10 protein-coding genes are annotated in these 13928 nt (G+C 58.4%); 7 read left to right on the top strand and 3 right to left on the bottom strand.

The genetic code is table 11. The features are described 5' to 3' along the window. Positions 1-8: 8 nt before the first annotated feature. Together QCBJ_RS07605 and QCBJ_RS07600 are read right to left on the bottom strand one after the other, a co-directional pair. Positions 9-977 carry an ABC transporter substrate-binding protein gene (locus tag QCBJ_RS07605; protein ID WP_102060576.1) on the bottom strand — a complete coding sequence of 323 codons (969 nt, stop codon included), beginning with the start codon at positions 975-977 and terminating at the stop codon, positions 9-11. Between the two features lie 79 nt (positions 978-1056). Further along, on the bottom strand, positions 1057-1872 hold the full coding sequence (locus tag QCBJ_RS07600) for a phytanoyl-CoA dioxygenase family protein (protein WP_012724115.1): 816 nt from the start codon (positions 1870-1872) through the stop codon (positions 1057-1059). Positions 1873-1978: 106 nt separating this feature from the next. Here QCBJ_RS07600 and QCBJ_RS07595 point away from each other — a divergent pair, with 106 nt between their 5' ends. The 6 genes from QCBJ_RS07595 (at position 1979) to QCBJ_RS07570 (ending at position 11201) form a co-directional block, all read left to right on the top strand. After that, positions 1979-2893, top strand: coding sequence for a LysR family transcriptional regulator (locus QCBJ_RS07595; protein ID WP_102060448.1), 915 nt, complete (start codon positions 1979-1981; stop codon positions 2891-2893). A gap of 96 nt (positions 2894-2989) precedes the next feature. Next, positions 2990-3517 carry a sterol desaturase family protein gene (locus QCBJ_RS07590; protein WP_102060447.1) on the top strand — a complete coding sequence of 176 codons (528 nt, stop codon included), beginning with the start codon at positions 2990-2992 and terminating at the stop codon, positions 3515-3517. Between the two features lie 211 nt (positions 3518-3728). Further along, positions 3729-4970: a multidrug efflux RND transporter periplasmic adaptor subunit MexE gene (mexE, locus tag QCBJ_RS07585; protein WP_012724112.1), complete on the top strand. Its 1242-nt coding sequence runs from the start codon at positions 3729-3731 to the stop codon at positions 4968-4970. Positions 4971-4985: 15 nt separating this feature from the next. Beyond that, positions 4986-8165 (top strand): efflux RND transporter permease subunit, encoded by a 3180-nt coding sequence (locus QCBJ_RS07580; RefSeq protein WP_102060446.1) that lies wholly within the window; start codon positions 4986-4988, stop codon positions 8163-8165. Beyond that, positions 8162-9577, top strand: a complete 1416-nt coding sequence (locus tag QCBJ_RS07575) for an efflux transporter outer membrane subunit (protein ID WP_093544612.1) — start codon at positions 8162-8164, stop codon at positions 9575-9577. The genes QCBJ_RS07580 and QCBJ_RS07575 overlap by 4 nt, the downstream gene beginning before the upstream one ends. A 469-nt stretch (positions 9578-10046) precedes the next feature. Further along, positions 10047-11201 (top strand): MFS transporter, encoded by a 1155-nt coding sequence (locus QCBJ_RS07570; protein WP_256581462.1) that lies wholly within the window; start codon positions 10047-10049, stop codon positions 11199-11201. 139 nt (positions 11202-11340) lie between these two features. On the opposite strand, the gene QCBJ_RS07560 is transcribed toward QCBJ_RS07570, so the two are convergent. Continuing rightward, complete coding sequence (locus tag QCBJ_RS07560; protein ID WP_102060444.1) at positions 11341-12357, bottom strand: AraC family transcriptional regulator; 1017 nt, start codon at positions 12355-12357, stop codon at positions 11341-11343. A 130-nt stretch (positions 12358-12487) separates the two neighbouring features. Between QCBJ_RS07560 and QCBJ_RS07555 the strand changes: the two genes are divergently transcribed. After that, positions 12488-13882 (top strand): J domain-containing protein, encoded by a 1395-nt coding sequence (locus tag QCBJ_RS07555; protein ID WP_102060443.1) that lies wholly within the window; start codon positions 12488-12490, stop codon positions 13880-13882. Positions 13883-13928: the final 46 nt, after the last annotated feature.

Below are 13928 nucleotides of genomic sequence, written 5' to 3'. Positions count from 1 at the left end.
CCGACCGGCTACAGCGTAGCGTCGATCTTTTTGGCTGCCGCCTCACTCACCCAGCCGTGCCAGATGTCCGGGTGTTGCTGGAGGAACAGCTTTGCCAGCTTGGGAGAGTCGATGTGCTCCCTGGTCATCCGTGCCAAGTTCTGGTTGAGCAGGTCAATCGGCAAATTGACCTTTTCCAGCACCGCGACCAGTTCAGGTGCTTGCTCATGGAAAGCTTTGGATAAACCCACCTGAATGCTGATCTTCTTATCCACCCCCGGTTTCTCCTCCAGCTTGATCAGGTCGACTTGCCCCATCAACGGCGTAGGCGTCCAGTAATAGAACAGGATCGGCTCACCCCGCTTGTAACTCGACAGCACCGCCGCATCCAAAGCCGGGCCGGTACCCGGTCGAAAGTTGGTATAGCGCGATTCCAGGCCATAGCTTTTGAGCATTTCGCTGTTCTCCAGCTCGCACGTCCATCCCGCCGGACAATTGTAGAAACGGCCTTTGCCGGGCTCTTCCGGGTCCTTGAACAGCTCGGCGTACTGCGCCAGATCGGCAATCGTCTTGAGCGCTGGCGCCTTGGCTTTCAGCGCGCGCTTGGCATCCCCTTCCACCACGTAGCGGGGCACGTACCACCCTTCGGTCGCGCCAAGGATGGGTGCGCCCACCCCTACGACCTTGCCGCTGGCGGCGGCCTTGTTCCAGACCTCGCTGCGCCCCACCCACTCTTCGGACAGCACCTGAACGTCATTACTGCTCAACGCGCTCTCCATGGTGATGGAGTTCCCAGGCAAGGTATCGACCGTACAGCCATAGCCCTCCTTGAGCAGGGTTTGCAGCACGTCAGTCAGCAACATGGCGCTCTCCCAATTCAATCCGGCGAACTTCACCGGTTTGCCCGAATCGCACCAACCGGCAGCCTGGGTCGCTGCGCTGCCCGTAAACAGCCCAAGCGAGAGCAGGCCAGCCATCACGTTTCTATTCAGCTTCATCATCGGTGCACCTATGCAGTGAAAGGGTCAGATCAGGGAGGGGCAGATGGCAGCGAAATACGCTCTGAAAAGTTATGTGTCAGCCAGCTTTATGTAGTGTAGGAAACCAGTCTTCACGCAGCCGCTGGCCTGTTTGCATGGCGTGCCCCGGGTACGGTGGAGAGGTGCGACCAGGGCGTTCGAGGTAGCGAACGTCATCACCTACCCAGCGCAGCGACAGTACCCGGCGACGCTGTGCGGAACCATTGCCCCTGGCGCCATGCACCGTTCGAAAATCAAACAGCACCGCATCACCGGGTTGCATTTCCCATTCCAGTACCGGCATACCCTCCTCCGCATCCGGATCCGGTGCATCTCGATAGTCGTCGGCCCCTTGGTAAAAGTCGCTTTGATCGGCCCAGCGCACCGGCCTTATCCCTTGCTCCCAACGATGGGAGCCGGGCAACAGCCGCAGGGTTGACTCACGTACCGGGTCCACCGGAATCCAGAAACTCACGGACTGGCTGCCCTCAAGAAAGTAATACGGAATGTCCTGATGCCAGGGTGTGGCTTTTTGCGCACCGGGCTCTTTGACCAGGACATGGTCATGGAAGAACTGCGCGGTGCGCGACTGCATTACCTGCGCGGCGATGGACGCTGCCGGCGACTGTTCGATGATTGCGCGAAACTCAGGAATACGCTGCCAGTTGCAGTAGTCATCGAAAAAACCGCCGGACGAGTCGTCACCTTGCTCGACGTAGCGGCTGGCGTACCCGCCAGGCTCTGCGAGGTTGCGCTCGATGCCTGCCGCAATGTGTGCGATCCAGTCGCTGAAGACGCCTCTCAGGCACACCGCGCCATCACGCTGGAAGGCGTCGATGTCTTTTGGGTCGACGGTGTATGAACGGTGGGTCATGGCCTGAAACTCCCAATAACAAGATGAAGGGTGTGCAGGCCCAATATTCCATGCCGCTCAAATAAGATAAAATAACAACTCTTGATTTATCACCCAAGAAAAACCAATGAACTTCACCTTGCGTCAATTGCGCTACGCACTGGCTGCGGCCAAGCACGGCAACCTCACCCTGGCTGCCGAGGAACTGCACGTTTCCCAACCGTCGATATCCACCGCGATCACTGAGCTTGAAGGCCTTTACGGCCAACCGCTATTTGTGCGCCAACGCGGTCTGGGTGTGTCGTTGACGCCGTTTGGTCGAACGGTGATGGCGCAGGCAAAACGCGTACTCGCTGAAGCGCGAACGTTTGCAGATATAGGCAGCGAACCCGACGATTTTGCCGGAGACCTTGTACTGGGTTGCTATGCCGATATTGCCCCCTACTGCCTGCCCCAGATTCTCAGGCGCTTGCAGCAGGTGTCGCCCCGCATCAGCGTGGATATGCGTGAAGGCGGGTTTGAATATTTGGGAAAACGCCTCGGTGAAGGCACGCTGGAGCTTGCATTGACCTACGACCTGGGCTTGCCGGTCAACACGGAGCGCGTCGAACTGTGCCAATTGACTGCCCACGCCTTGCTGGCGGCAGATCACCCCTTGGCGCAGGAAACACGCGTTGATATGGCCGCACTCAGTGCATGCAACCTGGTGGTGATGGATCAGATCCACAGCTGGCAGCACATTCTGGATTTGTTCAACAGCTTTGGCCTGACACCGGGCAGCGTCCAACCCACCCACAGCTTTGAATTTCAGCGCAGCCTGGTTGCCAACGGCTTTGGCGTGGCACTCACCTACACCCGCCCTTTCGGCGATCACAGCTACGATGGCCAGCCTTTGGTGTGTCGACCCATCAAACAGCAGTTGCCCACGCAACGCATCGTGCTGGCCTACGACCGGCGCTACCCGTTGACGCCGCCCGCCGAAGCGTTCAAGGCTCAGGCGTTGGCCTGGTTCTCGCAGCGACAACCGTTCGCAATCTTCTGAATCTGTGACACAGCCCTCATGACGCGGTTGCCTGCGGCGGCGCCGCACCTGAGAATCCCCCCCCCCTCCATTGCGCACTACAGGGATATTCCGCACATGGCCGCTTCAAATAAATGGCTGATGTCATCGCTCGCGTATTACCTCGATTTTTTCACCGCTCCTCTCTTCGTTATCCTCGCTATTTACTTGGCGCCCTTCGATCCCGCACTGGCCATCGCCGGCCTGCTGGCCTGGAGCCTGGTGGAATACTCGGCACACCGTTTTCTGTTCCATTCACTGTATCGCCGCGAACATTGGACCCACCATATCGACGTACTCGCCTACATCGGTGTGTCGAGCTGGAAAACCAGCTCGACCTTTTCCGCGCTGTTGCTGGTTGCCTGGTACAGCGGCCTGACCTCGGCCTTTATCGGCGTGGTAGCGGGTTACTTTTATTACATCTCGGTGCACTACGTGATGCACCGCCCCGCGCATTGGGCTTACCGTTTTATGCCGACGCTGGTGGCCAATCATGACCTGCACCATCGCCAAGGTGTGGAGAAGAACTTCGGGGTGTCGTCGCCGCTGTGGGACCATGTGTTTGGCACCTACGTTCGCGCTGAACCCCTCACCCATTACGATTAAGCGTTCAGGCTGACGGGACCTGTTGCGCACACCGCAACAGTCTTTTGTCATCATTCCTATTGATAGCCCCCTAACGAAACCCCCATGCTAGAGGGCTAACACCTCGCTTATATCATTCCGAATGATAGTTACCTTTGCTTCATTCGATTCGTGACATACCCCCTCGCCGCGCATGATCCGCCCATCTCAAATACATTGGCGGATACACCTCATGGAACAGTCACTCAAACATTTGCGCTTCCCCCTGGCGATTTTGGCCGTGGTGGTGATGAGCGCGTGCGGCAAGACCCCGGACCAAGCGGCCGCCATGCCAGCGGCCAAAGTCAGCGTGGCCAAGGTGCTGGAACAACCGGTCAACGAGTGGGATGAATTCACCGGTCGCCTGGAAGCGCCCGAAACCGTACAGATTCGTCCACGGGTCTCTGGCCAGATTGACCAAGTCGCTTTCACTGAAGGCGCTTTGGTCAAGAAAGGCGACCTGCTTTTCCAGATCGACCCACGCCCGTTCCAGGCCGAAGTGCGTCGCCTTGAAGCCCAGTTGCAACAAACCCGCGCCGCTGCCACCCGTAGCGACAACGAAGCGCAACGTGGCGAACGCCTGCGCCAGAGCAATGCGATCTCCGCCGAACTGGCCGACTCGCGCACCACCTCCGCCCAGGAAGCCCGCGCCGCCGTCGCCGGGATCCAGGCGCAATTGGACCTGGCCAAGCTGAACCTGAGCTTTACCCGCGTGACGTCGCCGATCAGCGGCCGCGTCAGCCGTGCCGAAATCACCGCCGGCAACCTGGTGACCGCCGATGTCACGGCGCTGACCAGCGTGGTCTCCACCGACAAGGTCTACGCCTATTTCGACGCCGATGAGCGCGTTTTCCTCAAGTACACCGAACTGGCTCGCCAAGGCCGTCGTGGTGCGACCACCCCGGTGTACCTGGGCCTGTCCAACGAAACCGGCAACCCGCACCTGGGCCAGATGAACTTCGTCGACAACCAGGTCAACCCGGCCACCGGCACCATCCGCGGTCGCGCCGTGTTCGATAACAGCAAAGGCGAATACACCCCTGGCCTGTACGCCCGCTTGAAGCTGGTCGGCAGCGGCACCTACTCCGCCGTGTTGATCAACGACGAAGCGGTCGGCACCGACCTGGGCAAGAAGTTCGTGCTGGTGATGGAAGGCGACAAGCCGGCTTATCGCTCGGTGGAACTGGGGCCGAAGATCGAAGGTTTGCGCATCGTGCGCAGCGGCTTGAACAAAGACGACACCATTATCGTCAAGGGCCTGCAACGCGTGCGCCCTGGCTCGCCGGTCGCCCCGGAAACCATTCCGATGGCCAGCAAGGAAACCCTCGCCGCCTTGGCCCAACAACGACAAGCGCTTGAAGCCAGCAACCTGGAACAAGTGGCGCCGGAAAAAACCGCGCCCAAACTGGCCAGCGCTGCGACTCCACGCGGTTAAGGGATACGACTCAAGATGAATTTTTCCAAGTTCTTCATTTCGCGGCCGATCTTCGCAGCGGTGCTCTCGCTGTTGATCCTGATCGCCGGTGCGATCTCGCTGTTCCAATTGCCGATCAGCGAATACCCGGAAGTGGTGCCGCCGACGGTGGTGGTACGCGCCAACTTCCCGGGCGCCAACCCCAAAGTCATCGGTGAAACCGTGGCCGCGCCGCTGGAACAGGCGATCACCGGCGTCGAGAACATGCTGTACATGTCCTCGCAGTCGACCGCCGACGGCAAGCTGACGCTGACCATCACCTTCGCCCTGGGCACCGACCTGGACAACGCGCAGGTGCAAGTGCAAAACCGCGTGACCCGGACTCAGCCGAAATTGCCTGAAGAAGTGACGCGCATCGGTATCACCGTGGACAAGGCCTCCCCCGACCTGACCATGGTGGTGCACTTGACCTCCCCGGATCAGCGCTACGACATGCTGTACCTGTCCAACTACGCCTTGCTCAACGTCAAGGATGAGCTGGCGCGGCTGGGCGGTGTGGGTGATGTGCAGCTGTTCGGCATGGGCGACTACTCCCTGCGTGTCTGGCTGGACCCGAACAAGACCGCTTCGCGTAACCTGACCGCGACCGATGTGGTCACGGCGATCCGCGAGCAGAACCGTCAAGTGGCCGCGGGTGCGCTGGGTGCACAACCTGCGCCGACTGCCACCGCGTTCCAGTTATCCGTGAACACCCAAGGTCGCTTGGTGACCGAGGAAGAGTTCGAGAACATCGTGATTCGTTCAGGCGCAAACGGTGAAATCACCCGCCTCAAAGACATCGCGCGGATCGAGCTGGGTTCCAGCCAATACGCCCTGCGTTCGTTGCTCAACAACCAGCCGGCCGTGGCGATCCCGATCTTCCAGCGCCCAGGCTCCAACGCCATCGAGATTTCCAACGAAGTCCGCGGCAAGATGGATGAGCTGAAAAAGAGCTTCCCGCAAGGGATGGACTACAGCATCGTCTATGACCCGACCATCTTTGTGCGTGGCTCCATCGAAGCCGTAGTGCATACCCTCTTCGAAGCGTTGATCCTGGTGGTATTGGTCGTCATCCTGTTCCTGCAAACCTGGCGCGCCTCGATCATTCCGTTGGTAGCGGTGCCGGTATCCTTGATCGGTACGTTTGCGGTGATGCACCTGTTTGGCTTCTCGCTCAACGCGTTGTCGCTGTTCGGCCTGGTACTGGCCATCGGTATCGTGGTGGACGACGCCATCGTGGTGGTGGAGAACGTCGAGCGCAACATCGAGCTGGGCCTGGAACCGTTTGCGGCGACTGAAAAAGCCATGAGCGAAGTGACCGGTCCGATCATCGCCACGGCGTTGGTGCTGTGTGCGGTGTTCATTCCGGCGGCCTTTATCAGCGGCTTGACCGGGCAGTTCTATAAGCAGTTCGCCTTGACCATTGCGATCTCGACGGTGATTTCGGCCTTCAACTCGCTGACCTTGTCCCCGGCCCTGGCCGCCGTGTTGCTGCGCAGCCATGACGCGCCGAAGGATCGCTTTTCCAAGGTTCTCGACAAGCTCTTCGGCGGATGGCTGTTCAAACCGTTCAACCGCTTCTTTGACAAAGCCAGCCACGGCTATGTCGCCACCGTACGCCGTGTGATTCGCGGCAGTGGTATCGCGCTGTTCCTGTACGCCGGGTTGATGGTGCTGACCTGGTTTGGTTTCGCCCATACCCCGACCGGTTTCGTGCCGGCCCAGGACAAGCAATACCTGGTGGCCTTCGCCCAGTTACCGGACGCCGCCAGCCTGGACCGCACCGAAGACGTGATCAAGCGTATGTCCGACATCGCACTGAAACAGCCGGGCGTGGAAGCCGCCGTGGCCTTCCCAGGCCTGTCGATCAACGGTTTCACCAACAGCCCGAACAGCGGCATCGTGTTCGTGACCTTGAAGCCGTTCGACGAGCGTAAAGACCCGAGCATGTCCGCCGGTGCGATTGCCGGCGCGTTGAACGGCAAATACAGCGACATCCAGGAAGCCTACATGGCGATCTTCCCACCGCCGCCGGTTCAGGGCCTGGGGACGATCGGCGGCTTCCGCCTGCAGATCGAAGACCGTGGCAACCTGGGTTATGACGAGCTGTACAAAGAAGTGCAGAACATCATCACCAAGAGCCGCACCACGCCGGAGCTGTTCGGCCTGTTCACCAGCTACACGGTCAACGTGCCCCAGGTCGATGCCGCCATCGACCGTGAAAAGGCCAAGACCCACGGCGTGGCGATCAGCGACATCTTCGACACCCTGCAGATCTACCTGGGTTCGTTGTATGCCAACGACTTCAACCGCTTCGGTCGGACCTACCAGGTCAACGTGCAGGCTGAGCAACAGTTCCGCCTGGATGAAGACCAGATCGGCCAGCTGAAAGTGCGCAACAACAAAGGCGAGATGATCCCGCTGGCGACCTTTATCAAGGTCAGCGACACCTCGGGCCCGGACCGCGTGATGCACTACAACGGCTTTATCACCGCTGAAATCAACGGCAACGCGGCACCGGGCTACAGCTCCGGCCAGGCCCAGGCGGCGATTGAAAAACTGTTGAAAGAGGAACTGCCCAACGGCATGACCTACGAGTGGACCGACCTGACCTATCAGCAAATCCTCTCGGGCAACACTGCACTGTTCGTGTTCCCGCTCTGCGTACTGCTGGCGTTCCTGGTACTGGCGGCCCAATACGAAAGCTGGAGCCTGCCGTTGGCGGTGATCCTGATCGTACCGATGACGCTGCTGTCGGCGATTACCGGGGTGATCATCTCGGGCGGCGACAACAACATCTTTACCCAGATCGGCTTGATCGTACTGGTGGGCCTGGCGTGTAAGAACGCGATTCTGATCGTCGAGTTCGCCAAGGATAAACAGGCCGAAGGCCTCGACCCGCTCGCCGCGGTGCTGGAAGCCTGCCGTTTGCGTCTGCGGCCGATCCTGATGACCTCGTTCGCCTTCATCATGGGTGTGGTGCCACTGGTGTTGTCCAGCGGTGCCGGTGCCGAGATGCGTCATGCCATGGGCGTGGCGGTGTTCTCCGGGATGATCGGTGTGACCTTCTTCGGTCTGTTGCTGACGCCAGTGTTCTACGTACTGATCCGTCGCTATGTGGAGCGCAGCGAAGCGCGCAAAGCGGCCAAGGCCTTGAAGCTGGAGACACAGCAATGAGTGTGAAAGTCTTTCTGCCGAGCTTGCTGGTACTGGCGCTGAGCGCCTGTGCCGTAGGCCCGGACTACAAAACCCAGACCCCGGAGGCGGCCAATATCACGGCCGCTGCCGATGCCAAGCAGTACGATCACGCCAAGTTCGAAGGCATCTGGTGGCAGCAGTTCGAGGACCCGACGCTCAACCAATTGGTCACGCAGTCGCTGCAAGGCAACCGTGATCTGCGCGTCGCCTTTGCCCGCCTGCGGGCCGCACGGGCGATCCGCGATGACGCCAGCAATGACGCCATGCCGACCATCACCAGCCGGGCCAGCAGTGATCAGGGCAAAGGCCAGATTCCGGGCCAGACCACTCGCCGCGTGAAGACCGAGCGTTACGACCTCGGGCTGGACATGGCCTGGGAACTCGACCTGTTCGGCCGCATCCAGCGCAACCTGGAAGCCACCGACGCCGACCAGCAGGCCGCCGAGGCTGACTTGTACCAGCTGCAAGTCACCCTGATCGCCGAACTGGTGGACGCCTACGGTCAACTGCGTGGCGCGCAACTGCGTGAACGCATTGCCCTGGACAACCTGAAGAACCAGCAGGAATCGCGCACCATCACCGTCAGCCTGCGCGATGCCGGTGTGGGCGACCAACTCGACGTGGAGCGTGCCGATGCACGCCTCGCGGCGGTTGAAGCCAGCGTGCCGCAACTGCAGGCCGAACAAGTGCGCGAGCGTAACCGCATCGCCACCCTCCTCGGCCAGCGACCCGACAAGCTCACCGTAGACCTGGGCCCAAAAGACCTGCCGGCGATTGCTAAGGCGCTACCGATCGGCGACCCGGGGCAACTGCTGCAACGTCGCCCGGACATTCTCAGCGCCGAACGCAAACTGGCTGCCGCCACCGCGCGTATCGGCGTGGCCAAGGCCGACCTGTTCCCACGCGTCAGCCTCAGCGGCTTCCTTGGCTTTACCGCCGGGCGCGGCTCGCAGATCGGCTCATCCGCCGCGAATGCCTGGGCCCTGGGCCCGAGCATCACCTGGGCCGCGTTTGACCTGGGCAGCGTGCGCGCCCGCTTGCGCGGCGCCGATGCCGAGGCCGATGGCGCCCTGGCAAGCTACGAGCAGCAAGTGTTGCTGGCGCTGGAAGAATCCGAGAACGCCTTCAGCGACTACGGCAAGCGTCAACAACGCCTGGTCTCGCTGATCCGCCAAAGCGAATCCAGCCGCGCTGCCGCCGACCTGGCCGCGATCCGCTACCGCGAAGGCACAGTGGACTTCCTGGTATTGCTCGACGCGCAACGTGAGCGTTTGGCAGCCGAGGACTCCCAGGCCCAGGCCGAAGTGGACCTGTATCGCGGGATTGTGGCGATCTACAAGGCGCTGGGGGGTGGGTGGAAGCCGGATACGGTGGTCGCTACCGCCAAGTGATGTAAAGAGCTCCTTTGGTTGGTCGCATCCAGCCAATTTTTAGCCCCGTGATCCATTTGGTCACGGGGCTTTTTTTGTTTGGAACGTCCTAAAATATGGAAGGTTACTTCCGTAAGACAAACCAGAAGTCCCAAGTAAGTAATTTCCTAATACCGCACTGCGCCTTGCGGAGAGAGTGAAGTATTTTCTATCAATGCAGCCACCTCTCCGATTGGAGATGCGATACATAAATTACAAAGTGCACATTTGCGCAAGACTGATAACATAGCCTTTTTTAATCAAGGTGCGCCGATTAGTTCAGGAGTCGAGAACGCATCTTTAAACTCAAACTTCAAGTCTTTCGAGCTTACAAAAAACCAGGTATTCAAACAATAAAATGGGGATTTCAAACATACTAAAAAACAAGAACGATAACTTATACTACTCCTTATCAATACTCATGAATCTTGATGTTCAAAGAAGTTTGTTTGTGCTTTACCTGCTGCAGCTTGGTATCACACAAGGAGAGATAGGTATTCTTCAATCTTTTCTATTCTTTTCTTCAGTAGCGTTAGAGATCCCGTCTGGTTTACTCGCCGATCGATACGGCCGCAAATTTTCTCTTATCATTAGCTTTTTAGGATTATTTATAAGCGGCATTGGGTTTTTATTATTTTCCTCTTTCACTCCTTTCGCAATTATATTTTGCTTATTCGGCGCCAGTATCGCTATGGGCTCCGGGTCAGACAGAGCACTATTGTATGACAACTTACTAGCTGAGCATCGAGCGGAAGACTACCCTAAAATAATATCGCGGGCGCGTGCCATTGGCGCGGTTTCGTTAGGTGTATCTATGCTTCTTGGTGGCGTATTGCAAGATACTTTTGACTGGAATAGCGTATATATATTTTTTGCGTTATCCAAGCTTATCGGAGCTTTTGCTGTAACACTCATCCCAGAAATAAAACTCCCGCACACGTCACTTAACCCGATCAAACAATCAGGTATAAACAATAAAAAAACAGAGGGGATTTTTACTCTACTCATTAATTTTTTCCGCTCTAAAAAAGGTGCCTTCCTTATACCTTTGTTTATTGGATATTCTTTATTTGAGCTTTCAACAATTCCTTTGTTCATCTACGGCCAGCCATTTTTCTCCCTGCAGGGTTTAGACGTGCCTATGATCGCTGGTATTTATGCTACGGTTGAAGCTATATCTGCATTAATGTTCATGGTTGCTGGTTACGTTTGTTCCAGGCTCTCTCTCGGCACAATTGCTCTCACTACGACCTGCGCCGTCACCTTTCTTCTTTTTGTTTTATCTTTAAATATCGGAGTAATCACTTCAATTGCAACCTTTCTTCTAATAATGTCGCTCCCTGCCATATATGAAACCGCATATGAAACCTATATTCACGACAATATTGAGTCACGTATCCGAGCGTCTTGTCTCTCAGTTGCAAATCTAGTTAACTCAGTCATCATCGGTATCTCCTACACTGTTTTCGGAGGACTATTAGATAGGTATGGCTTCTCGCTGACTTTGATCATAGTTGCAGCCACCTGTTTTGTTGGCTTGTTTGGTATTAGCACAACATTGCTCTTAGGTGGCAAAAAAAACGATTTAACAAGACAAGAAGCCTGAATATGGATTTTGGAAATCCATCCGCAGCTTGGCGGTCTTGGTCGAATTGGACATCAAATTTGCCGTGTTCGACCTTGTGATGTTTTTTCTGAACCGCGACCGCATGAAGGGAGTAGAGCCTTATCTGCGCGCTAATGCTTTATGTAGCATCATTCAATATCAAACTCCGATAGTGCCCAGGATTAGACCCACTCCACTTACGAAACGCCTTATAAAACGAGCTCGTATCAGCAAACCCCAACCGCTCCGCAATCTCGGCAAAACTGATCTGCGGCTCTGCCAGCCACACAATCGCCAGCTCTTTGCGCACACTGTCCTTGAGCCCCTGATACGTCTGCCCTTCTTCCGCCAGACGACGGCGCAGGGTGGAGGCAGAGATGCACAGGCTGGCGGCGAGGCCTTCGGTTTCCGGCCAGGTGTCCGGGGGCAGTTGGCGCAGGTCGTGCTTGATGCGGGTGGCGAGGCTGTCGGGGTCGCGGTATTTGACCAGGATGTTGGCGGGCGCGTGGGCCAGGAAGCGTTTGAGTTCTTCAGCGGTTCGCTTGATCGGCAGGTCCAGGCAGTCGGCGGAGAAGATCATGCGGGTACGCGGCCGATCGAAACGCAGGTTGTCGGAGAACATGACTTGGTAGTCGTCGCAGAAATCCGGTTTCGCACAACGCAGTTCAATCGCCAGGATCGGAATCCGCCGTCCCGCCAGCCAACAGGCGACGCCGTGTACGATCATCCAGTAGGTAAAGTAAGTGAAGGCACGGTTAGGTTCAGACTCGGGTTCGAGCAACACAATCTCCGCCAGACTTTGTTGACGCACCAATTCAGCGGGCAGGCGCTCGAGCATCAACGACAGAAACCCCAGGCCGGTTTCCAGGCCAGTGGCCAAGGTCGGCTGCGCCATCGCCGCATGGCAGAGGAACGCCAAGCTGCCGGACTTGAGCTTGCGTGGGTCCATGCCGAAAAACTCATCATCCAGGCGCCGTGCCAGCAGGCGCCACAGGCGTGCATAGGTCGTGGCCGAGACCCGCGCGCCGGGCTCGGCCAACCGTTGCGGTTCGATCCCGGCTTTAAGCAGCACTTCGGCAGTGGCCGCCCCAGGGGCGCAGCTTTGCAACAAGGCTTCGCGCACGAGGTGGAGGGAGATGGTGTCTTTTTCCGACATTGGCGCGGTCCGTGCCCTGGGTGGCGTGAAATGCCGCCATCTTAGGCAGTCGCGCGACAAAAGAGTAGGCGCCGCGCAACCGGTCTCGGGTATTCTGCGCCGGGATATTTACTGACAGGAAGTTGCACTGATGAGTTGTTGGGAAGTACTTGGGCTACCGCATGACGCTGACACTCGCACAATCAAGCGTCAGTACGCCGTCTTGCTCAAGCAGCATCGTCCGGATGAGGACCCCAGCGGCTTCCAGCGCTTGCGCGAGGCGTATGAGCATGCCCTCGAGTGGAGCCGTTTAGAGGCGCCCGCTGACACACCGCAGCCGGTGCCCGTCGACAGCGTGCAACCTGCCCCGGCCGAACCGGACACGCGTGTCGAACAGGCCCGCGCCTTGGTGGCGCAGGCCACTCCCAGTGATCTGCGTCACCTCTATCAGCAAGCCAGGGAGAGTGAGTGCGCCGACGCCTTTGAGGCCCTGCTGTTGCAGCGCTGCCTGACGTCGACAGACCCCGCCATCAGCGAGTGGGCCGTCACCCACCTGCATTGGCTGACCCCCTGGTTACGCGAAGCCCCCGCACGCTTGCCCGCATACCGCCTTGATGCGCTGCTGGAACAGATGTTTGCGCACGTTGAGCAACGGTTGGTCGGGCTGCTCGATCAACAACAGGTCGAAGCCTTCAAGGCCGCATTGAGCGAACTGAACCACACTGAATGGCTCAAGCCGCTGCCTCGCCACGCGCGGATCAACGACGTGCTGGCCCGTGCCCTACTGGCGAGCCGATGCTGGTCCGAGGACCTGTTCGACACCTTGTGCGCCCAGCAAGCCTGGTCCGATAAGGACTTGGAAAACCCCTGCCCCGAGCCTGAATGGTCGCAGCTCCAGGCGCGCAATGCGCTGGAGCGTTTCAAGGCGCATGCACTCGCGCAGGCCAGCCTGGACTCGCGCGATGCGGAGTGTCGCGCAGCCAAATTGCTGTTTGGCGACATGCCACTGGCGCAACGGCAACGTTTCGCCCGGCGCTTTGGCGAGTCCGACTGGAACGCCTGCCGTACGCTCAGCGAAACCATCCTCAGCCAGTACCCGTCACTCTGCGCCCTGATGCCCGGCGGCGATCCGTATTTCTGGCGCGACTGGGAACGTGCCACCCGACCGTGGCCGATGTTCGTAGCTTTACTGGGCATGGCCGCCGGCTGGACGATCCACGACCAACAGGTGACCGACCATACCCTGATGGAAACCCTCGGAATGGCGCCAACCTGGGCCTTCCTGATTGCCATTCCAGCGTTGTTGATCCTGGCGATCTGGCGTCCCGCCACCGATGGCTACGGTGAAATCGACGACGGACTCTCGCCGCTGTCGCGCTGGCTGAGCTTTCGCCGACCCTCGCCCTTGTTCATCCGCGAGATTTTGCCGTGCTGGCTGTTGGGTGCGTTGATCTGGATCATCCTTGGCCTTTACGCCTTTATCGGCTACGTGGCGACGCTGCAGGGCCTGGGTGTCGCACAGCGGTTGTTCGGCAGGCGTGGCTGACACGCGCTCAACAGCTGTTCAGCCACGGTTCAGCAAATGTCAAGAT

Source organism: Pseudomonas sp. QC2, assembly GCF_002859085.1.
In the GTDB taxonomy this organism is placed as follows: Bacteria; Pseudomonadota; Gammaproteobacteria; order Pseudomonadales; family Pseudomonadaceae; genus Aquipseudomonas; species Aquipseudomonas petroselini.
This window is presented reverse-complemented; position numbering and strand designations above follow the sequence as displayed.